The following is a 19,543-nucleotide window of genomic DNA, read 5'->3' as shown; positions in this document are numbered from 1 at the left end:
TAGATCATGGCGCCACCACGGAAGCATGAAACCGACGTGATTCTCGACGCCGCTCGTTCGCTGGTGCTCAACGGCGGACCGCGCGCGGCCAGCGTCGCCGCGATCGCGAAATCCAGTGGTGCACCGGCCGGCACGCTGTATCACCGGTTCGGTAACCGCGACGGCATTCTGGCGGCAGCGTGGCTGCGTGCCTTACAGCGATTCCAGGCCGGGGCGATGGCAGTGGAGTCCCACCCCCCGCGCGAGGCCGCGGTCGCGATGGCGGTATCCGCGATCAGCTTCGCCCGAGCTCAGCCCGAGGACGCGCGGCTGTTGTTGACGATCCGCCCGGGGGACCTGTTCGATGAGGTCCCCGACGCCGAATTTCAGCAGACAGTCGCGGCGATGAACGCCCCGTTGCTCGAGCGGGTCGCTGACCTAGCCCGAAAACTTTACGGCCGCAGAGATTCCCGCAATGTCGACGCCGTCTTGCGCGCGGTCTCCGACCTGCCCTATGCCGTCGTGCGGCGCCACGCCCACGACGATCCGATGCCGTCGTGGCTGGAGGCCGACGTCGCGGCGACGGTGCGGGCGATGCTAGAGAGTTTCGGCAAACGCCCGTAGCGAGTCCACCTGAACGGGGTCCAACGATGGTCGCACCGCCGTGCGGGCAGCCTCGAGGTCGGCGGCGGTCACGTGGGCCGCATCGATCGACCGGCGCATCGCGGTCAGCGCCGCCTCGCGCAGCAGGGCCACGCAGTCGGCAGCGCTGAAGCCGTCGAGTTCGGCCGCGATGTCGTCCAGGTCGACGTCGGCGCTCAGCGGAATGGATTTGGCCGCGGTGCGCAGGATCTCGCGCCGCGCGGCGGCATCGGGTGGTTCCACAAACACCCGGCGCTCCAACCGGCCGGGACGCAGCAGCGCAGGGTCGATCAAGTCGGGCCGGTTGGTGGCACCCAACACGACGACATCGCGCAATGGGTCGATGCCGTCGAGCTCAGTCAGCAGCGCCGCCACCACCCGGTCGGTGACGCCGGAGTCGAAACTCTGCCCGCGCCGCGGCGCGAGTGCATCGACTTCGTCGAGGAACACCAGCGACGGCGCCGAATCCCGTGCGCGGCGGAACAACTCGCGCACCGCCTTCTCCGAGGCGCCCACCCACTTGTCCATCAGCTCCGAACCTTTGACCGCGTGCACACTGAGCTGCCCGGTGCTGGCCAGTGCGCGGACCACGAACGTCTTGCCGCAGCCGGGCGGTCCGTACAGCAGTACGCCGCGCGGCGGATCCACCCCCAGGCGCGCGAACGTGTCGGGATGCTGCAACGGCCACAGCACCGCCTCGGTGAGTGCCTGCTTGGCCTCGGCCATGTCGCCGACGTCGTCGAGTGTCACATTGCCGACCGTCAGCTCCTCGCTGGCCGAGCGGGACAGCGGCCGGATGACGCTGAGCGCACCGACCAAATCGTCCTGGTTCAGCTTGGGGGCCGCTCCGTCGGCGCTGGCCCGCGACGCCGCCCGCAGCGCCGCCTCGCGCACCAGGGCAGCGAGATCAGCGGCCACGAAACCCGGTGTGCGACTGCTGATTTCATCGAGGTCCAGTGCATCCGTCGGGGCGGATTTGAGCAGCGTCTCGAGCAGCGCCTTGCGGGTGGCGCCGTCAGGCAGCGTCAGGCCGAGTTCGCGGTCGCACAGCTCGGGGGACCGCAGGCGCGGATCGACGTGGTCCGGCCGCGCGGAGGTGGCGATCAGCGCCACGCCGTCGGTGGCTACCGCGTTGCGCAACTCGGCCAGGATCAGCGCCGCCACCGGCTCGGCGGTCTCCGGCAGCAGCGCGTCGACGTCGGTGATCAGCAGCACGCCGCCGCCGTTACGCACCGCCGTCACCGCGGCGGCCACTGTCTTGAGCCGGTCCTCGGCTGCCAGCGCACCCGCCTCCGGGCCGTCAAGCTCGACCAGCCGGCGCCCCGCGCACACCGCGCGCACCATCGTCGTCTTGCCGACCCCGGCCGGACCCGACACCAGCACACCCAAATTCGTGGTGGCGCCAAGGGTTTTCAGCAGGTGCGGTTCGTCGAGGGCCAGCTTGAGCCACTCGGCCAGCTTGCCGGCCTGCACTTGCGAACCCCGAAGATCGTCGACATGAATCGCCGGGTCGGCGATGCCGACCCGTTCGGCCCGGGCCGTCGCGACACCGGCGGCCGGCACCACCCCGTCGCCCCAGGTGACCAGGGAGTTGGGCTGCACGCTCACCGGTCCGTCGGGGTCCACACCGGTGACAGTGAGCAGTTCCGAGGTCCAGCTGATTCCGACCGACGCGGCCAGCGCCCGGCTGGCCGCCGACGTTGAGGTGCCGGGGCCGAGGTCGCGCGGCAGCAGCGACACCGCGTCACCCACCGTCATCACCTTGCCGAGCAGCGCCTGCCGCAGCGTCGCCGGGCTGATCGACTGGGTGGCAAGCGTAGAGCCGCTCAGCGTCACCGATCGCGCGCCGTACACCGTGACGGCGCTGACAATCACCGCGGTGCCCTCGCGCAGCCCCGCGTTGGACAACGTCACGTCGTCGAGCAGCACGGTACTGACCGGGATGTCCCGGTCAGCCAGCCCGGCCACTGCGGCAGTGCTGCGCGATCCGGTCAGCGATACCGCATCCCACTCCCGAATGCCAAGAGCCGCAAGGGCATTCGGATGCATCCTGACGACACCGCGGCGCGAGTCGACGGCTGAGGTATTCAGCCGGGCGGTCAGCGTCAGCTGCCCGGGCCGCGCGGCGGTCATGGGAATCGCCCACCGGGCTTACGCAGCCCCAGCCGCGTGACCGACCGCCCGCCGGGTCTGCCGAGGCGGACGATTGGCCGTCGGCTCGGTTGCGCCCGCCTATTGGCACGCCGGACTGCGCGCCGCTGCTCGGGCTTTTCGTCCCACACCTCGGGGTGCGCGGCCAGCCAGCGCTGGTTGCGCACCGCGAAGGGGACGTGACACAGGTAGGCGATGATGATCACCCAGATCAGGACGTAGGGGGCCAGCACCGCCGCCGCCGCGCAGATCGCGAGCAGCGCCAGCAGCGGGGCCGCCCAGTTGGGTGGAACCGCGGCCGCGTGCATCTTGCGCATCGGGATCTTGCTGATCAGCAGGATCGAGGTCCCGGCGATCCAGATGCACAGGAACAGCGGTGCGGACCACCAGCCGTCACCGAACTGCAGCTTGAGCCCAATCAGGCCGATCATCGACACCGCGCCGGCCGGCGCCGGCATCCCGACGAAGAACTCGCGCGCATAGGCCGGCTGGGTCCCGTCGTCCTGCAGCGCGTTGAACCGCGCCAGCCGCAACACCACGCACACGGCATAGAGCAGCACCGCGACCCAGCCCACCGGTGAGGTCGACAGCAGCGTCACGTAGAGCACGATGGCCGGGGTTACCCCGAAGTTCACCGCGTCGGCCAGCGAGTCGATCTCCTCGCCCAGCCGCGACTGGGCGTCCAAGATGCGGGCGACCCGACCGTCCAATCCGTCCAGGATGGCCGCGGCGGCGATCAACGCCATCGCTGCTTTGGGTTGGTGCTCGAGCGCGAACTTGATCGAGGTCAAGCCCGCGCAGATCGACAGCACCGTCATCGCGCTGGGCAGGATTTGCAGATTGACCGCGCGGCCGCGGATCCTGTTGGTCATCGCAGATCCGCCAACACGGTCTCGCCCGCCACGGCGCGCTGGCCGAGGCGGACGATCGGGTTGGTCCCCGCCGGCAGGTAGGTGTCGAGCCGGGAGCCGAACCGGATCAGGCCGTAGGTGTCGCCGATCGACAGCTTGTCCCCCACGCGCGCGTTGCACACAATGCGGCGGGCGACCAGTCCGGCGATCTGGACCGCGACCACTTCGGCGCCGCTGTCGGTTCGGATTCGCACGCTGGTGCGCTCGTTGTCGTGGCTGGCCGAGGGCAGGTCGGCAGATCCGAAGCGGCCCGGTCGGTGCTGCACGGCGAGCACCTCGCCGCTGACCGGGGCGCGCTGTACGTGCGCGTCGAAGACGGACAAGAAGATGCTGACCCGGGGCAGCGGCGCGTCGCCCATGCTCAGCTCCGCCGGCGGCGCCGCCGAGTCGACGAGGCAGACCAAGCCGTCGGCGGGTGCGACGACCACGCCGGGCCGGGTGGGCGGAACCCGCGGCGGGTGCCGGAAAAACGCCGCACATGCACCCGCGGCCAGCAGGCCCGTTCGCCGCGGCCAGCGATGGTTGCGACCGAGGACGGCGAGAGCCAGGCCGACCGAGATGAACGGCAGCCCCGCGGGATGCACCGGCGGAACGGTCTCGCGCAGCAACTCGAACATGTGCCGAGGGCTGACAGTCGGGCCCTGGTAAGACTGGCCGTCGTCATCAACGGAAGGACGGGGGCGTCGTGCCACCCGCGTCATCTTACGGAGCTTCGGCGGCGCGCTGGTTCGTCCCGGGCCACAGCGGGAAAGATTTACTCACACGACCAAGGGGGCCCTGATTTCGATGCACTCGCAAACGCGCGCCCTGCCGGCGGCTCGGCTGCGGCGCGCGAAAATCACCGTCACCGTCGTCTTCACCGCCCATGCGGTGCTCGCCGCGGCCTGGGTCGCCTATATCCCGCTGGTCAAGGCCGAGCTCGACTTGTCCGACGCGGCGCTGGGTTGGGCGCTGTTCGGCACGCCGTTCGGCTCGGTCGCAGCGATGATCTGCTGCCGGTGGGCGCTGCCGCGGTGGGGCAGCCAGCGCTGCGTGCCCGTCACGCTGGTCGGCTACGCCGTTGCCGGCACGACGATTGGGCTGGCCACCTCCGGACGCTCACTATTCCTGGCGCTCGCGGTGTGGGGTGCTTTTCAGGGTGCGCTTGACGTCGCGATGAACACCCAGGCCGCCACCGTCGAACGGCTTGCCGCCGCGCCGATCATGTCGCGCTTCCACGGCATGTGGAGCGTCGGGGGGTTGCTCGGAGCCGGCGCCGGGGCGGCCTGCGTCGGGGCCGGTGTCGGCCTTACCCCGCTGCTGGTGGGCGTGGCGGTGGCGGTTGTGGTCGCCGTGGCACCGTTCATCCGGTACTTGGTCGCCGACCGGGCGGACACCGCCGCCGAAGAGCACGGCGCCCCGCGCTCGGGTCGGTCGCCGGCCGTTGCCGTGCTGGCCGCGGTGGCGTTCGCGTCGTTCCTGACCGAGGGCGCCGCGGCCGATTGGTCGGCGAACTACTCACGCAATGTCCTCGGCACCGGCGCCGGTACGGCCGCGCTGAGTTACGCCGGCTACAGCCTGCTCATGGTGGTCACCCGGTTGGGGGCCACCCGGCTGCAGGCCCGCTTTGCCGCCCGGCGGCTGCTGCCCGCGCTGGCCGTATTCGCGGCGATCGCGATGAGCGTCACGCTGCTGCTGGCCAATCCCGCCGTGACGGTGATCGGTTTCGCCTGCCTCGGCGCGGGGCTGGCGCTGCTGGTGCCCACCGCGTTCAGCGCCGCCTACTCGGTAGGAAACGGGGGCTCCGCGATCGCCGTCGTCGCCGCCAGCGGCTGGCTCGGGTACCTGCTCGGGCCGCCGCTGATCGGTCATCTCGCCCAGTGGTTCGGCCTGTCCACGGCCTTGGTGACGATCCCGGTCATGGTGACCGTCGCCGCGGTCGCGATCCGGTGCAGTACCGCTTTCGACGCCGCGGACGAGTTCCACCGGGCGACTTAGGTCAAGTCCCAGACCGGCAGTTCGGTCCCGGCCTGCACCTCCACCACGTCCTCGGGAATGTCCAACAATCCGTTCGCCGACGCCAGCCACCGCAAATGATGCGACGCCGGGGGACCGTAACTGACCACGCTGCCCGTCTCGGTGTCGAGGATCGCGCGACGGAACTGGCGCTTGCCGGGCGGCGAGGTGAGCGATTCGGCCAGCACCGCGCGACGATGCCTACGGTGTGCATCCGGTAGCCCCATCGCCGTGCGCAGCGCCGGGCGGATGAACACCTCGAAGGACACCAGCGCGCTGACCGGGTTACCGGGCAGAGTGACGATCGTCGTGCCGGCGACCCGACCTACCCCCTGCGGCATGCCCGGTTGCATTGCGACCTTGACGAATTCGACCCCTTCACCGCCTTGCACGCCGTCTGGGCCGAACGCGTCCTTGACGACCTCGTAGGCCCCGGCGCTGACGCCGCCGCTGGTGATGATCAGATCGACCCCGTTATCGCTGGCGTGCTGTTCGAGGAGCGAGCTGAACTGAGTGACGTCGTCCTCGGCGGTCGCGACGGCGACCACCTCCGCGCCCGCCTCCCGGACGGCTCCGGCCAACATGACCGAGTTGGACTCGTAAATCTGCCCGGGTTGCAGCGGCGTGCCGGGGGCCACCAGTTCGCTCCCCGTCGAGATCACCAGCACCCGCTGCCGCGGAATCACCGGCAGCTCCGCCAATCCCAGCGCCGCGGCCAGGCCCAGCACCGCCGGCGTCACGACCTGGCCCTTGCGCAGCACGGTGCTGCCCGCGGCCACGTCTTCGCCGGCGCGTCGGATGTGTTTGCCGGGGAGTGCGCTCTGGTGGATCGTCACCGAATGCAGACCGCCGTCGGTATTCTCCACCGGCACAATGCCCGTCGCACCGGCCGGCACCGGCGCGCCCGTCATGATCCGATGCGCGGTCGCGGGCTGCAGCGTCAACCGATCGGTGCGCCCGGCCGGAATGTCTTCGGCCACCGGCAACACCACCGGGTGCTCCGGTGTGGCGTCCGCGGTGTCCTCGGCACGCACCGCGTAACCGTCCATCGCGGAGTTGTCGAATACCGGCAGCGACATCGGGGCCACCACGTCGGCGGCCAGCACCAGCCCCTGCGCCGCCGACAGCGACGCCGTGCCGGCCGGACGGGCCGTGATCATTGCCGCTACGACGCGCTGATGTTCCTCGACTGACCGCACCCGGCCATTATCGGCCCTGCCGGATTCCGGGCTCGACGCCGGTGAGTACTTGGGGCGGAGTCAGATCCAGTAGTTGTCGTGCCGGACGAACCACGCGCTGCGTTCGTCGTCGGTCATGTCGGCCAGCGCACCGAGGCCCTCGAAGTACGTCTCACGCGGGGCTCCCGGCGCGAACAGCATCAGGATCGACGCCGGTTCGTCGGCCTCGTTGTGAAAGCCGTGGATGCCGCCCGGCGGGACGTAGAGAAAGTCACCCGGGCCGCCGTCGGTCCACTCCGTGCCGTCGTAGAGCTTCATCCTCCCGGAGAGCACGAAGAACGCCTCGGACATGGCTCGGTGAAAGTGCGCCGGCGGACCGCCGCCGGCCGGGGCGATGTCGACCCGGTAGAGGCCGTAGTCGCCGTCGGTGGCCTGCTGGTTTGCCAGGTAGTGATACGCGACGCCGTTGGCGGCGTAGTCCGGGGGCGAGTCGGCTCTTTTCAGCCATGCGCTGACCTCGGGCTGGTCGGCGGTGTAGCGGGGCGGGGGATACGGGGGCACGACCAGGGACATGAGGTCAGTGTCCCCTACTTGCTGTGTGGCTAAGAGTCCGCTGCGGCTGCGCGCGCCCGGGAGACCTCGATCGCGCTGTCAGGCCGGGGCGATTCCTGTGCATATGCTTCGCGTCAGCTGCAGCGCCGGCGGCGGGTTTGGCGGGTGCTCCTACTGCCGGGAAAGGGGTTTCATGGCCGAATTGGGGCTTGGGTCGCGACCCACCATTGTGCTTGTGCACGGAGCCTGGCATGGAAGCTGGGTGTGGGAAATCGTGGTCCCCCGTTTGACGGGGCGGGGCTGGCGAATCCGAACCGTCGAGCTGCCCACCACCGGGGAACGCCCGGGCCGCTTCGGCCTCGCCGAGGATGCCGAAGCCGTCGGCCGATGCATCCTCGACGTGCGTGGTCCGGTCGTCGTGGTGGCCCATTCCTACGCGGGCGTAGTCGTCTCCCAAGGCGCGGCCAATCTGCCCAGCGTGCGGCACCTGGTGTACGTGTGCGCATTCCAGCTCGACGTTGGGGAGTCGCTGCTCGAGGCGGTCGGCGGACAACCACCGCCGTGGTGGGTGATCGACGGCGATGTCATCACGCTCGATGATCCGGGGCTGCAGTTCTTCAACGATCTGGCTCCCGAGGATGCCGCGCGGGCGATCGCCCGACTTCGGCCGTTCAGTTTGAAGCCCGTCACGCAAACCTTGACCGCCGCCGCGTGGCATACCGTCCCCTCGACATACGTCATGTGCGACAACGATGTCGCGTTCGCGACGGGGCAGGAAATCTTTGCTGCCCGAGCCGCCCACGTCCGGCGGTTGCCGTCCGGACATTCCCCGTTTTTCTCCGTGCCACACGAGTTGAGTGACCTCATCGAGGAGGCGGCCACCGGTGCATCAGCATCTTGAAAAGGCTTGTCGCACAACGGCACCAACAGGCCTGCGCGGGCTCTGCCGCCGGACGGTTAGCATCGCGTAGGTGGAGGCCCCCGGCGAGGTGCGTGAACAGGCGCGCGTGCAGCGGCTCGTCGACGCCCAGAACAAGGCCGCCAAGCTGTTCGACGAGATCGACCAGCGCGCCATGATCCGCCCCGGCGTCGGAGAGAAGCAACTATCCGACGAAATCCACGACCTGGCCGCGGCGATGTTCGGCGTCACCCGACACTGGCACCGGCGCATCGTGCGCGCCGGCGAGAACACGCTGCAGCCGTTCAAAGAACATCCGCCGGACCGGGTGATCGCCGCCGACGACATCGTCTTCCTCGATCTCGGACCGATCTTCGAGGAGTGGGAGGCTGACTTCGGTCGCACGTTCGTGCTGGGCAATGATCCCGCCAAACACGCAGTGCGGGAAGCACTTCCGCGGGTATGGCAAGCCGGGCGCGATTATTTCGGCGAGCAACCGAGCGTAACTGGTGCGCAGTTGTACGACCACGTGGTCGGCGTGGCCCGCGCCGCGGGTTTCGAGTGGGGCAGCCCCATCGCCGGCCACCTGGTCGGCGAGTTCCCGCACAAGAAGATCGTCGGCGACGGCGTCCAGTGGTACATCACGCCCGGCTCGAACAAGCCGCTGCGGCGCGACGACGCCGCCGGGCGGCCGTGCCACTGGATCCTGGAGATCCATCTGGTCGACCGCCCGCGCGGTTTTGGCGGGTTCTACGAACAGCTGCTCGACCTCGCCTAGTGCAGCGGGTCGGCATGAACGCGCCTAGTCGAACGGGTACGTCACCCCGGTGAGCTCCTCGGAGACTGTCCACAACCGGCGCTGCGCGTCAACGTCGTGTGACTTGTCGCTGGACGCAACGACTTTGGGATAACCCCGCTGCTCGGCGAAGCCGCCGGGGCCGTAATACTGCGCGCCCAGGACGCCGGGGTCGGTCGCGGCCCGCAGCGTGGGCAACGCGCCCATGGCCGCGCTTTGGAACAAGGGCTCGAGTACCGTCGCCACCAGCTTCAGCGGTGTGGACAGGTTGCGGGTCAACTCGCTGCGCGATCCGCCGGGGTGGGCCGCCGCCGCGATCGTCGTCCCGTGCGGCGCCAGCCGTCGTTGCAATTCGTAGGTGAACATCAGGTTGGCCAGCTTGGCCTGCCCGTACGCGCCGACGCGGCTGTAACTGCGTTCCCACTGCAGGTCGTCGAAGTGGATGTCGGCCTGAATGCGGTGGCCGACGCTGCTGACGGTCACGACACGCGACCCCGCGACCGGCAGCAACCGGTCCAGCAGCAGGCCGGTGAGGGCGAAATGACCGAGGTGGTTGGTGCCGAACTGCAGCTCGAAGCCGTCCTTAGTGATCCCTTTCGGCGTCCACATCACGCCCGCGTTGTTGATCAACAGATCGATGCGGTCATGCGCGGTGCGCAGCGCCTCGGCGGCCGACCGGACCGACGCGAGCGACGCCAGGTCGAGCTCTTGCAGAGCAACATCGGCGCCGGGACTCTGGCGGGTGATCCGGGAGACGGCGTCTTTGCCTTTGTCCAGGTTGCGGACGGCGAGCACCACGTGCGCGCCCCGCTCGGCCAGCGCCAAAGCGGTCTCATAACCCAGGCCGGTGTTGGCACCGGTGATGACGGCGACTCGGCCCGACTGGTCGGGGATGTCTGCTGCGGTCCATTTGGCCATGAAGGCCTCCTTGAACTAGTAGAGTAAACGGGGCGATCGCTCCGGTTGGCTCCAACTATACGGAACGCACGCCCCGGTTTGTCAACCACGAAGGGGTGAACAGATGACGCAGCCCGGACGTCGGCTGCGGGCCGACGCGGCACGCAACCGGGCGCGGCTGTTGGAAGTCGCCTACGACACCTTCGCGGCCGAGGGGCTGTCGGTCCCCATCGACGAGATCGCCCGGCGTGCCGGCGTCGGGGCCGGCACCGTCTACCGGCATTTTCCGACCAAGGAAGCGCTGTTTCAGGCGGTAATCGAGGACCGCATGCAGCGCCTGGTCGATGACGGGCATGCCCTGCTGCAGTCCGTCGGACCCGGCGAGGCACTGTTCGCTTACCTGCGCTCGCTGGTATTGCAGTGGGGCGCGGCGGACCGCGGGTTGGTCGATGCGCTGGCCGGCTTCGGTATCGACATCACCACCGCCGCGCCAGAGGCCGAGGGCGCCTTTCTGGCCATGCTCGACGAGCTGCTGCGGGCGGCGCAGGACGCGGGCACAGCGCGGCCGGATGTCAGCGTGCGAGAGGTGAAGACGATCATGGTCGGATGTCAAGCGATGGAGGCCTATAACTCCGAGTTGGCCGAGCGGGTGACCGATCTCGTCGTGGATGGCTTACGTGCTGGGCGATAGCGGGGTGGGCTTCTTGCACTCGGCATAGGCGAGTGCTAAGAATGACGTTGGCACTCGCGATGGGCGAGTGCTAGGTCGGGACGGTGAGACCAGTCCGGTCGTCCGTCGCGGGCACTGCGCCCGGCCAGCGTAAGTAACGGGGTCGCCCTGGTGACCCGTCATCCCCAATCCGGAGGAATCACTTCGCAATGGCCAAGACAATTGCGTACGACGAAGAGGCCCGTCGCGGCCTCGAGCGGGGCTTGAACAGCCTCGCCGACGCGGTAAAGGTGACGTTGGGTCCCAAGGGCCGCAACGTCGTGCTGGAGAAGAAGTGGGGCGCTCCCACGATCACCAACGATGGTGTGTCCATCGCCAAGGAGATCGAGCTGGAGGACCCCTACGAGAAGATCGGCGCTGAGCTGGTCAAGGAAGTCGCCAAGAAGACCGACGACGTCGCCGGTGACGGCACCACGACGGCCACCGTGCTCGCTCAGGCGCTCGTCAAGGAGGGCCTGCGCAACGTGGCGGCCGGCGCCAACCCGCTGGGCCTCAAGCGCGGCATCGAGAAGGCCGTCGAAAAGGTCACCGAGACGCTGCTGAAGTCGGCCAAGGATGTCGAGACCAAGGACCAGATCGCTGCCACCGCCGCGATTTCCGCGGGCGACCAGTCGATCGGCGACCTGATCGCCGAGGCGATGGACAAGGTCGGCAACGAGGGCGTCATCACCGTCGAGGAGTCCAACACCTTCGGGCTGCAGCTCGAGCTCACCGAGGGTATGCGCTTCGACAAGGGCTACATCTCGGGCTACTTCGTCACCGACGCCGAGCGTCAGGAAGCCGTCCTGGAGGACCCGTTCATCCTGCTGGTCAGCTCCAAGGTGTCGACGGTCAAGGACCTGCTGCCGCTGCTGGAGAAGGTCATCCAGGCCGGCAAGCCGCTGCTGATCATCGCCGAGGACGTCGAGGGCGAGGCGCTGAGCACCCTGGTCGTCAACAAGATCCGTGGCACCTTCAAGTCGGTGGCCGTCAAGGCTCCCGGCTTCGGTGACCGCCGCAAGGCGATGCTGCAGGACATGGCGATCCTCACCGGTGGTCAGGTCATCAGCGAGGAGGTCGGCCTGACCCTGGAGAACGCCGACATCTCGCTGCTCGGCAAGGCCCGCAAGGTCGTCATCACCAAGGACGAGACCACCATCGTCGAGGGCGCCGGTGACACCGACGCCATCGCCGGCCGGGTGGCGCAGATCCGCGCCGAGATCGAGAACAGCGACTCCGACTACGACCGCGAGAAGCTGCAGGAGCGTCTGGCCAAGCTGGCCGGCGGTGTTGCGGTGATCAAGGCCGGGGCCGCCACCGAGGTGGAGCTCAAGGAGCGCAAGCACCGCATCGAGGACGCGGTCCGCAACGCCAAGGCGGCTGTCGAGGAGGGCATCGTCGCCGGTGGTGGCGTGGCCCTGCTGCAGGCGGCTCCCGCCCTGGACGACCTCGGCCTGACCGGCGACGAGGCCACCGGTGCCAACATCGTCCGCGTGGCGCTGTCGGCTCCGCTGAAGCAGATCGCCTTCAACTCCGGGCTGGAGCCCGGCGTTGTCGCCGAGAAGGTCACCAACTCGCCCGCCGGCACCGGCCTGAACGCCGCCACCGGCGAGTACGAGGACCTGCTCAAGGCCGGCGTTGCCGACCCGGTCAAGGTCACCCGTTCGGCGCTGCAGAACGCGGCGTCCATCGCGGGCCTGTTCCTGACCACCGAGGCCGTCGTTGCCGACAAGCCGGAGAAGGCCGCGGCTCCCGCCGGCGACCCGACCGGTGGCATGGGCGGCATGGACTTCTAAGTCCCTAGCGAAAAGCCCGGCCTGCGTCACGCAGGCCGGGCTTTTCGTGTCGCCATCGCGCCGAGTGTGGGGCATAGGTACGTCCACACCCCGAAATCGGTGCACAGGCCCCACAGTCGGCGCATACGCCGCGGGCGCATGGCCGGCGAATATGGCGCCATGGAGGTATTTCTCGGCAGCGAGGCGCTGCGGCGCGGTGCGGTCACCCGCAGCCAATTGCGCACGCGGTACCGGTCGGTATTCCGCGACGTGTACATCGTCAAGGACGCCGAACTCACCGCGGCGGTCAAAGCGCGCGCCGCGTGGCTGTCGACCGGCGCCACGTTGTGCGGCCTGTCCGCCGCCGCGGTGCTCGGCACGAAATGGCTCGACGCGACCGCCTCCGCAGAGATCGTGCGCGACAACCGGCATGGCCAGGCCGGCATCGTGGTGCACGGCTACCAACTGCTCGACGATGAGGTGCGGGCATGCCGTGGCATGCGCCTTACCACCGCGGCCCGAACGGGTTTCGACATCGGTCGTACCCGGCCCGTCGCCAAGTCGGTCCCGATCCTCGACGCGTTGCTCAACGCGACGGGTACCAAACCCGCCGACGTCGGCCTGATCGCCGATCGGCACCCGGGCGCACGCGGTGCCCGCCGGCTGCGGGCTGCTTTGCAGCTCGCCGACGGCGGTGCCGAGTCGCCGCCGGAGACCAGGGTGCGGCTGTTGTTAGTCGGCGCCGGACTGCCGAAACCGCAGACCCAGATCGAATTTCGCGACCTGGGCATCCGCGTGGACATGGGGTGGCGGGAGTGGAAGCTCGCGGTCGAATACGACGGCATCCAGCACTGGGAGAACCGATATCAGCGGTCGTGGGACATCGAGCGCATTGCGCGATTGGAGGCCGCAGGCTGGGCGGTGGTCAGGGTCAGCGCCGAGATGTTGTCCCGGCCGGACGTCATCATCCGGCGCGTGCAGGACAAGCTTCGCGAGCGTGGGGCCTATGGACGAATTGGCGGCCCTTGCCGTGCGTAGGGCCCACACTCGGCGACTCAGGCCGGAAGACTGAACACGACGCAATCGTGCAGGCAGCCCTTGGCCGCCGAGGGCGAGTCGGCATTGCGGTGCAACAGGGCGCGGGTCGGCGCAACCTGCAGCCCGACCGTCTCGCCGTCGGACTCACCGACCTCGGCCTGGCCGTCCACGATCAGTGAATAGCCATCTGGTTCGGCCGGCGGCCACAGCAGGGTGACTTCGCCACGTCGAGCCAGGTTTTCGCGGGTGCGGCCGCCGATCAGTCCGACGTCGAGCGACGACCCGCGCAGCTGTGGCTCCACTGTCACGGTGTGCACGCGGTAGTCGTCGTCGGCGGTGATCAGGTACGCGAACCGGAAATCCGGCAAGGCGGCGGCCAGCCGCTCGAGGTCCACCCGCTTCTTGGTGCGCATACTGTCGAGGATAGGCCGTGCCCGGCCGGCGTCAGCTCGGCAAACCCGCCCCGCCTTCGCCCGGCGTCGCGCTGAAGGCGGCGTTGGCCAGCGCCGGGTTGAGCAGGCCCGGCTGGATGGCGGCCGGGTTGAACCCGGTGCCCGCAGTGGCCGAGTTGAGCAGACCCGCCTGCAAATTGGTCGCGCCCACCCCGCCCGTGACGTAGTGGCCGGAGCCGAGCATGCCCGCATCGGGGCCGCCGTGGCTCACCACACTGACCGGCCCGACCTCCGCGAAGCCCGTACCGGAACTGTCCCAATGCAACAGTCCGCCCGTTTGACTGTCCGCCAGCCACGATCCGACGTGGCCGCCGGTGTGGTCCAGGCCGGCTCCCGCACTCAGGTGCTGCGCCAGATTGCCCGTCCCGGCGTGCGGCGCGAAATTGAGGTCGCCGTTGCTGAACTGCACACCGAGGTTCTGCATTACGTTCTGCCAGGGCGCCAGCTGTTCGGCGGCCGCCGACGCGTCGGCGTGATACCCCGACATCGCAGCCACATCCGTCGCCCACATCTGCTCGTAGGCCGACTCGATGTCCATGATCGTCGGCGCGTTCTGGCCCAGATGGTTCGTCGAGGCCAACGCGCGCACCAGGGCCCGATTGGCCGAGACCACCGCCGGTTGCACCGTCGCCGACAGGGCCGTCTCGAATGCGCCCGCGATGGCCGACGCCTGGCTGGACGTCGCCTCCGCCTGAGCCGCCGCGGCCCGGAGCCAGCTCACGTACTGGGTCGCGACGGCCAGCATCGCCGCCGCCGACGGGCCATGCCAGGCGCCGTTGGCCAAGTCCGTGGCCACAGAGAGAAACGACGACGCGGACGAGGACAGGTTTTCGGCAAGCCCGTCCCACGCCTCCGCAGCAGCATGCAGCGGCGCCGATCCAGGACCGGCGTAGATGAGAGCCGAATTGATCTCTGGCGGCAAACACGCAAAATGCGGGCTCGTCACTGCAATAACTTAACCGGGGCGGGCCTGCCTTCGTGGCGTTATGGGGTGGGCGCGGGCGCGCTTCGGCGGCCGCGCACCAACTTTCCGGGACGGGCGTCGGTGGGTTTCCCATCCTCGGCGATGACTTCACCGGACACGATCGTGGCCACATATCCGTCGGCGGTCTGATCCAGCCGGCGCCCGCCGGCAGGCAGGTCGTAACTGATCACCGGCTTGTGCAACCGCAATCGGTCGTGGTCAATCACATTGAGGTCGGCCTTGTACCCGACGGCGATGCGGCCACGGTCGGCCAGCCCGGCGACGCGAGCCGGAACCGACGTCAGCTCGCGGACGGCCTCAGCCACCGAAAAACGCCCGGACGCCCGATCGCGGGCCCAGTGTGACAGAAAGAACGTCGAATAGCTGGCGTCGCAGATCATCCCGTAGTGCGCCCCGCCGTCGCCGAGGCCCAGCACGACGTCGTCCCGGTGCAGCAGTTGTCCCACGGTGTCGAGCGAGTTGCGTTCCATGTTGCTGGTCGCGACCAGCAGCATGGCCCTGCCGTCGTCGTCGAGCAGCCGGTCGTATGCCTCTTCCATCGGGTCCACCCCCCGCGCCCGGGCGCGAGCCCCAATGCTGTCGGCGGGGTCGGGTTCGTAGTTGGGGTTATCGCCCAGCGGGAAGATCCAATCCCACATCTGCGCGACGTAGAGAATCGGGTGCCCCTCGCCCGGCTTGTCGGCCAGGATGCGGGCGCGGACTTCGGGTTTGCGCATCTCGGCCACCCGCTCGGCCAGCGGCAGATGCGCGATCTGCTGATAGCTGGGGTAGAGCACGAAGGGGTTGGCGGTCAGCTGCAGCCCGATGATCAAGCCGATCGGACGGGGTAGCAGCTGCGCGGTGAATCGGAGCGCTCCCGCATTTTGATTGGCCTTCTCGACCATGTTGATCGCGTCCGGCCAGGTCGGGTCGCCGGCGTTAGCGACGACGAGCGTGAAGGTGACCGGCAGCCCGGCGTCTTCGGCGACGTCGAACACCGTCTGCAGCACCGGCTGGTAACCGCCCGCCGGAATGTCGGGAACGAATTGCAGCAACCCGCCTCCACCATCGACGACGCCCTTGGCGATCTCCGCGATCTCCTCCCGGGCCGCGTCATAACTCGGTATGGGAGAACCACTTTCGGTCTTGTGAATGGTCAGCCGAGACGACGCGAATCCCAGCGCGCCGACCTGGATGGCCTCCTTGGCCAGCGCCCGCATCTTCGCGAGGTCCTCGGCGGTGGCCGGCTCCCGGTCGGCGCCACGCTGGCCCATCACGTAGACCCGCAGCGGTGAGTGAGGCAGGTAGGCGGCCACGTCGATGTCACGCTTGCCCGCCTCGAGTGTGTCGAGGTATTCCGGGAAGGTCTCCCAGCTCCACGGCAGGCCGTCGGTCATCACCACACCGGGGATGTCCTCGACGCCGGCCATCACGTCGACGAGCACGTCGTGGTCTTCCTGGCGGCACGGCGCGAATCCGACGCCGCAGTTGCCCATCACGACCGTGGTCACCCCGTGCGCCGACGACGGTGTCAGGCGGTCCGACCAGATGGACTGCCCGTCATAGTGCGTGTGCAGATCCACGAAACCGGGCGTGACCAATAGGCCGGTCGCGTCGATCTCGCGCTCCGCGGAGGCGCCATCGAGAGGGCCGGCGGTGCCGTCGCGGGCCTCGACGGCGACTATGACCCCGCCGGTTACCCCGACGTCGCCGACAAACGGCTCACCCCCCAGCCCGTCGACGATGGTGCCGTTGCGAATCAGGAGGTCATAGCTCATCTAATCAATCTACGACCGCACCCGTGCTCACGCCACGATCGGTTCACGAAGCGATCGTGGCGGCCTGACGGCGCCGACGCGCGTCGCACCGGCCTCGTAGTGTCGTTGGTATGTCAGATACCGACGCCGCCGCCCGCGAGCTGCTCCGCGATGCGTTCACCCGCTTGATCGAACATGTCGATGAACTCACCGATGGACTGACCGACGAGGTGTCCAACTACCGTCCGACCCCCGAGGCCAACACCATCGCCTGGTTGCTCTGGCACAGCGCTCGGGTGCAGGACATCCAGCTGGCGGACATCGCCGATGTCGAGGAGGTGTGGACCCGCGACGGCTGGGTGGACCGCTTCGGCCTCGACCTGCCGCGACGCGACACCGGCTACGGGCACAGCGCCGCGGACGTCGCCAAGGTGCGCGCATCCGCCGACCTGCTGGCCGGCTATTACCGCGCGGTGCACAAGTTCACCTGCGAGTACGTCGCCACGGTGACTGCGGCGGAGCTGGCTCGCGTCGTCGATACCAATTGGGACCCGCCGGTCACCGCCAGCGCCCGGATAGTCAGCATCATCGACGATTGCGCCCAGCACCTCGGCCAGGCCGCTTACCTGCGGGGCATCGCGCCGTAGATTGGGCCGGTGCGGTTCCTCGCGACGCTGCTGCTGTGGCTGATCACCACGCTGGCGTTGGCGGTCGCGGTGCCGGCGGTATGGGCGCAACGAAATCTGGTCAACGAGGACGGCTACGCCGCGCTGGCCCAGCGCGCGGCGACCGATCCCGCCCTGCAGTCTGCGATGGCCGGCGAACTCACCAGCCGGGCGATGACGCTGATCGCCGAGCACGGCAGCGGACGCTATTTGGTCGATAGCGCGCAAATACGTGATGCCGCTGCCACTTTCACGGCCGGACCCGCGTTCCCGCCGCTGTTCGCGACGGCCAACCGTGCCGCGCACCGCTGGTTGTTCGACCGAGAGGACTCCGGCGACTCCTGGGCCATCGACGTGGCTCCGATGCTCAATGACACTGCGTTCCAACAGATCCTGAGCGATCACAACGTGGACGTCCCCGCGACACTGACCGTCCCACTGACCGCGTCGATACCGCATTCGCTGCGGCAGGGCTCACTGCACCGGGTCGCCCAGTGGGGCCCCTGGGCGAGCCGGGGCGTGGCCGGGCTGTGCGGGGTGTGCGCCCTGCTGATGTTGCTGGCGGCCCGGCGCCGCGGTAAGGCGATGAGCAGCCTCGGTGTCTCGGCGCTGCTCGTCGGCGCGGCCGGCTGGGTGGGCACCGAGGTCGGTACCCGTTACCTCAACGCGGCGCTGGATCGCAGCACGGGCGATGTTCGCCAGATCGCCGACGTGATGGTGCGCCACGCGGAAACGGCTCTGCGCCAATGGCTCAACATGACGCTGGCCGCCGGCGCGGCGCTGGTGGTACTCGGCGTGGTCCTCGCCGTGCTGGGCAGCCTGGTGCAGAAAGCCTCGTGACGAAGCCTCAGCTCAATGGCAGGGCAGCCAGGATGGGTGTGGTCGGCTGCGGGGATCCGGCGCCGGGCTCGAGGGTGAACGCGAGCGTCGTTGACTTTCCGAGGTTGGTCAGGGTCGCCGTGGTCGACGGCGACACCGCCGCGTTGCCCATCGTCCCGGCCGACGTCGGGCCCTTGGCGTCGATCAACCACAGCTGATACACCGAGCCCGGCGACGGCGGCGCCACGTTGTTAAGCACCAGCACACCGGCGTTGCGGTCACGCGAGAACACCACCGTGGCCGTGCCGTTGGCCAGCGGGCGTGACACGGTCTGCACGTCCGGGGCCGCGATCACTTGCTCGGCAACGGAGGGCGGCGACGCGGGGCGCAGCACCGCCTGCACCCCCAACGCCGTCAGCCCCGCCACGATCGCGGCCGCTACCGACACCAATGCGGTTGTGCGCCAACTATGTTCCCGCTTTGCTGGGGTGGCCGCGGCGCGCGCCAGTACGGCCGCCCGCAGCCGCGTCGGCGGTTCGACGCTGGTCGCAGCCGACACGACGGCCATGGTTTCCCGGACGGCGCGAACCTCGTCGGCGAAGGCGGCCGCAACCGGTGCCGGCGCGGCCGCGACTTGCCGGTCGATGTCGGCGCGCTCCGCATCGGACACGGCGTGCAACGCGTACGGCGCGGCCAGTTCGAGCAGCTCGAAGTCATTGGGAGCGGTCATGCCACGTCCAAGCAGTTACGCAGCCCGCGCAGCGCGTCGCGGATGCGGGATTTGATCGTCGACAGGTTGGCCGCCAACCGGTGCGATACCTCGACATAGGTCAGGCCGCCGTAGTAAGCCAGCTCGATGCATTGACGTTGCGCATCGGTCAGCGAGCCCAGGCAGTCGGCGACCCGACGACGTTCGTCACCCGCGATCGCCGAATCGGCGACCACGTCGCTGGCGGTGTCCACAGTGGCCGCGCCGTAACGCGATTCTCGGCGGCTGCCGGCTTGCTCGGAGCGCACCCGGTCGATGGCCCGGCGGTGCGCCATGGTCAGCAGCCAGGACAGTGCGGAGCCCCGGGCGGGGTCGTACTCCGACGCGGAGCGCCACACCTCGAGATAAATCTCCTGGGTGGTCTCCTCGCTGTAGCCGGCGTCGCGCAGTACACGAATCACCAACCCGAACACCCGGCTCTTGGTGAGGTCGTAGACCGCGGCGAATGCCTCGGTGTCCCCGCGCGCTACTTGTCGCAGCAACACGTCCAAGTCGCTGCTCAGTTGCGGCAATCCCGTCATTGTTTAGTAGCCCATCGCTCCCCGTCGCGCCGGCCCGGGCCGCCGTTATCGACGGACCGGTCATCTGACTAGGGC

20 protein-coding genes are annotated in these 19,543 nt (G+C 68.9%); 9 read left to right on the top strand and 11 right to left on the bottom strand.

The genetic code is table 11. The annotated features are described in order from the left end of the window. The first annotated feature begins 6 nt into the window (after positions 1 to 6). The gene (locus G6N33_RS09025; RefSeq protein ID WP_044509638.1) at positions 7 to 603 is read left to right on the top strand and encodes a TetR/AcrR family transcriptional regulator; all 597 of its coding nucleotides are present in this window, start codon (positions 7 to 9) and stop codon (positions 601 to 603) included. Here G6N33_RS09025 and G6N33_RS09020 read toward each other — a convergent pair. The 3 genes from G6N33_RS09020 to G6N33_RS09010 are packed head-to-tail and all read right to left on the bottom strand — an operon-like array spanning position 577 to position 4,375. Continuing rightward, positions 577 to 2,754 carry an AAA family ATPase gene (locus tag G6N33_RS09020; RefSeq protein ID WP_044509639.1) on the bottom strand — a complete coding sequence of 726 codons (2,178 nt, stop codon included), beginning with the start codon at positions 2,752 to 2,754 and terminating at the stop codon, positions 577 to 579. The two genes, G6N33_RS09025 and G6N33_RS09020, sit on opposite strands and share 27 nt — an antisense overlap. Further along, complete coding sequence (pssA, locus tag G6N33_RS09015) at positions 2,751 to 3,644, bottom strand: CDP-diacylglycerol--serine O-phosphatidyltransferase (protein ID WP_044509640.1); 894 nt, start codon at positions 3,642 to 3,644, stop codon at positions 2,751 to 2,753. The genes G6N33_RS09020 and pssA overlap by 4 nt, the downstream gene beginning before the upstream one ends. Then, positions 3,641 to 4,375, bottom strand: coding sequence for a phosphatidylserine decarboxylase (locus G6N33_RS09010; protein ID WP_408632770.1), 735 nt, complete (start codon positions 4,373 to 4,375; stop codon positions 3,641 to 3,643). Before G6N33_RS09010 ends, pssA begins: the two co-directional genes overlap by 4 nt. A gap of 94 nt (positions 4,376 to 4,469) precedes the next feature. Between G6N33_RS09010 and G6N33_RS09005 the strand changes: the two genes are divergently transcribed. Beyond that, positions 4,470 to 5,660: an MFS transporter gene (locus G6N33_RS09005; RefSeq protein WP_044509641.1), complete on the top strand. Its 1,191-nt coding sequence runs from the start codon at positions 4,470 to 4,472 to the stop codon at positions 5,658 to 5,660. Here G6N33_RS09005 and moeA read toward each other — a convergent pair. Both moeA and G6N33_RS08995 read right to left on the bottom strand, forming a co-directional pair. Further along, on the bottom strand, positions 5,657 to 6,877 hold the full coding sequence (moeA, locus tag G6N33_RS09000) for a molybdopterin molybdotransferase MoeA (RefSeq protein WP_044509642.1): 1,221 nt from the start codon (positions 6,875 to 6,877) through the stop codon (positions 5,657 to 5,659). The two genes, G6N33_RS09005 and moeA, sit on opposite strands and share 4 nt — an antisense overlap. A gap of 60 nt (positions 6,878 to 6,937) precedes the next feature. After that, positions 6,938 to 7,429: a cupin domain-containing protein gene (locus G6N33_RS08995; RefSeq protein WP_044509643.1), complete on the bottom strand. Its 492-nt coding sequence runs from the start codon at positions 7,427 to 7,429 to the stop codon at positions 6,938 to 6,940. Positions 7,430 to 7,601: 172 nt separating this feature from the next. Between G6N33_RS08995 and G6N33_RS08990 the strand changes: the two genes are divergently transcribed. Then, positions 7,602 to 8,309, top strand: coding sequence for an alpha/beta hydrolase (locus tag G6N33_RS08990; RefSeq protein ID WP_044509644.1), 708 nt, complete (start codon positions 7,602 to 7,604; stop codon positions 8,307 to 8,309). A 70-nt stretch (positions 8,310 to 8,379) separates the two neighbouring features. After that, a complete protein-coding gene (locus G6N33_RS08985; RefSeq protein ID WP_101528185.1) occupies positions 8,380 to 9,084 on the top strand; it encodes a M24 family metallopeptidase in 705 nt (234 codons plus the stop codon). Positions 9,085 to 9,108: 24 nt separating this feature from the next. Here the strand turns inward: G6N33_RS08985 and G6N33_RS08980 are convergent, their stop codons facing one another. After that, positions 9,109 to 10,020: an SDR family NAD(P)-dependent oxidoreductase gene (locus tag G6N33_RS08980; RefSeq protein WP_044509645.1), complete on the bottom strand. Its 912-nt coding sequence runs from the start codon at positions 10,018 to 10,020 to the stop codon at positions 9,109 to 9,111. A 103-nt stretch (positions 10,021 to 10,123) separates the two neighbouring features. Between G6N33_RS08980 and G6N33_RS08975 the strand changes: the two genes are divergently transcribed. From G6N33_RS08975 to G6N33_RS08965, 3 genes are all read left to right on the top strand, one after another. After that, a complete protein-coding gene (locus G6N33_RS08975) occupies positions 10,124 to 10,690 on the top strand; it encodes a TetR/AcrR family transcriptional regulator (protein ID WP_044509646.1) in 567 nt (188 codons plus the stop codon). Positions 10,691 to 10,878: 188 nt separating this feature from the next. Further along, entirely contained in the window at positions 10,879 to 12,504 is a 1,626-nt protein-coding gene (gene groL, locus G6N33_RS08970; RefSeq protein WP_044509647.1) for a chaperonin GroEL, read from the top strand. A gap of 159 nt (positions 12,505 to 12,663) precedes the next feature. After that, positions 12,664 to 13,521, top strand: a complete 858-nt coding sequence (locus G6N33_RS08965) for an endonuclease domain-containing protein (protein ID WP_044512788.1) — start codon at positions 12,664 to 12,666, stop codon at positions 13,519 to 13,521. Positions 13,522 to 13,538: 17 nt separating this feature from the next. On the opposite strand, the gene G6N33_RS08960 is transcribed toward G6N33_RS08965, so the two are convergent. From G6N33_RS08960 to G6N33_RS08950, 3 genes are read right to left on the bottom strand one after another with little or no spacing between them, the layout of a single operon-like run. Then, entirely contained in the window at positions 13,539 to 13,934 is a 396-nt protein-coding gene (locus G6N33_RS08960; protein WP_044509648.1) for a hypothetical protein, read from the bottom strand. A 31-nt stretch (positions 13,935 to 13,965) separates the two neighbouring features. After that, a complete protein-coding gene (locus tag G6N33_RS08955) occupies positions 13,966 to 14,919 on the bottom strand; it encodes a PPE family protein (RefSeq protein ID WP_101528186.1) in 954 nt (317 codons plus the stop codon). Positions 14,920 to 14,957: 38 nt separating this feature from the next. After that, the gene (locus G6N33_RS08950; protein ID WP_101528187.1) at positions 14,958 to 16,715 is read right to left on the bottom strand and encodes an N-acyl-D-amino-acid deacylase family protein; all 1,758 of its coding nucleotides are present in this window, start codon (positions 16,713 to 16,715) and stop codon (positions 14,958 to 14,960) included. 110 nt (positions 16,716 to 16,825) lie between these two features. On the opposite strand from G6N33_RS08950, the gene G6N33_RS08945 reads away from it, so the two are divergent. Both G6N33_RS08945 and G6N33_RS08940 read left to right on the top strand, forming a co-directional pair. Then, the gene (locus tag G6N33_RS08945; RefSeq protein ID WP_044509650.1) at positions 16,826 to 17,341 is read left to right on the top strand and encodes a mycothiol transferase; all 516 of its coding nucleotides are present in this window, start codon (positions 16,826 to 16,828) and stop codon (positions 17,339 to 17,341) included. A gap of 9 nt (positions 17,342 to 17,350) precedes the next feature. Then, complete coding sequence (locus G6N33_RS08940) at positions 17,351 to 18,199, top strand: hypothetical protein (RefSeq protein ID WP_044509651.1); 849 nt, start codon at positions 17,351 to 17,353, stop codon at positions 18,197 to 18,199. Positions 18,200 to 18,206: 7 nt separating this feature from the next. On the opposite strand, the gene G6N33_RS08935 is transcribed toward G6N33_RS08940, so the two are convergent. Together G6N33_RS08935 and G6N33_RS08930 are read right to left on the bottom strand one after the other, a co-directional pair. Further along, a complete protein-coding gene (locus G6N33_RS08935) occupies positions 18,207 to 18,908 on the bottom strand; it encodes an anti-sigma factor (protein WP_044509652.1) in 702 nt (233 codons plus the stop codon). After that, positions 18,905 to 19,468, bottom strand: coding sequence for a sigma-70 family RNA polymerase sigma factor (locus tag G6N33_RS08930; protein WP_044509653.1), 564 nt, complete (start codon positions 19,466 to 19,468; stop codon positions 18,905 to 18,907). The genes G6N33_RS08935 and G6N33_RS08930 overlap by 4 nt, the downstream gene beginning before the upstream one ends. Positions 19,469 to 19,543: the final 75 nt, after the last annotated feature.

The sequence above is a fragment of the Mycobacterium simiae genome, assembly GCF_010727605.1.
Lineage (GTDB): Bacteria > Actinomycetota > Actinomycetes > Mycobacteriales > Mycobacteriaceae > Mycobacterium > Mycobacterium simiae.
Note: the sequence above shows the minus strand (reverse complement) of the source record. Positions and strands in the feature narration are given on the sequence as shown.

What these genes read in the sequence shown, in the direction of transcription:
- G6N33_RS09025 (WP_044509638.1), top strand. Translation starts at nt 7, where the DNA reads ATGGCGCCACCACGGAAGCATGAAACCGACGTGATTCTCGACGCCGCT.
- G6N33_RS09020 (WP_044509639.1), bottom strand. Translation starts at nt 2,754, where the DNA reads ATGACCGCCGCGCGGCCCGGGCAGCTGACGCTGACCGCCCGGCTGAAT.
- pssA (WP_044509640.1), bottom strand. Translation starts at nt 3,644, where the DNA reads ATGACCAACAGGATCCGCGGCCGCGCGGTCAATCTGCAAATCCTGCCC.
- G6N33_RS09005 (WP_044509641.1), top strand. Translation starts at nt 4,470, where the DNA reads ATGCACTCGCAAACGCGCGCCCTGCCGGCGGCTCGGCTGCGGCGCGCG.
- G6N33_RS08995 (WP_044509643.1), bottom strand. Translation starts at nt 7,429, where the DNA reads ATGTCCCTGGTCGTGCCCCCGTATCCCCCGCCCCGCTACACCGCCGAC.
- G6N33_RS08990 (WP_044509644.1), top strand. Translation starts at nt 7,602, where the DNA reads ATGGCCGAATTGGGGCTTGGGTCGCGACCCACCATTGTGCTTGTGCAC.
- G6N33_RS08980 (WP_044509645.1), bottom strand. Translation starts at nt 10,020, where the DNA reads ATGGCCAAATGGACCGCAGCAGACATCCCCGACCAGTCGGGCCGAGTC.
- G6N33_RS08975 (WP_044509646.1), top strand. Translation starts at nt 10,124, where the DNA reads ATGACGCAGCCCGGACGTCGGCTGCGGGCCGACGCGGCACGCAACCGG.
- groL (WP_044509647.1), top strand. Translation starts at nt 10,879, where the DNA reads ATGGCCAAGACAATTGCGTACGACGAAGAGGCCCGTCGCGGCCTCGAG.
- G6N33_RS08965 (WP_044512788.1), top strand. Translation starts at nt 12,664, where the DNA reads ATGGAGGTATTTCTCGGCAGCGAGGCGCTGCGGCGCGGTGCGGTCACC.
- G6N33_RS08960 (WP_044509648.1), bottom strand. Translation starts at nt 13,934, where the DNA reads ATGCGCACCAAGAAGCGGGTGGACCTCGAGCGGCTGGCCGCCGCCTTG.
- G6N33_RS08950 (WP_101528187.1), bottom strand. Translation starts at nt 16,715, where the DNA reads ATGAGCTATGACCTCCTGATTCGCAACGGCACCATCGTCGACGGGCTG.
- G6N33_RS08945 (WP_044509650.1), top strand. Translation starts at nt 16,826, where the DNA reads ATGTCAGATACCGACGCCGCCGCCCGCGAGCTGCTCCGCGATGCGTTC.
- G6N33_RS08935 (WP_044509652.1), bottom strand. Translation starts at nt 18,908, where the DNA reads ATGACCGCTCCCAATGACTTCGAGCTGCTCGAACTGGCCGCGCCGTAC.
- G6N33_RS08930 (WP_044509653.1), bottom strand. Translation starts at nt 19,468, where the DNA reads ATGACGGGATTGCCGCAACTGAGCAGCGACTTGGACGTGTTGCTGCGA.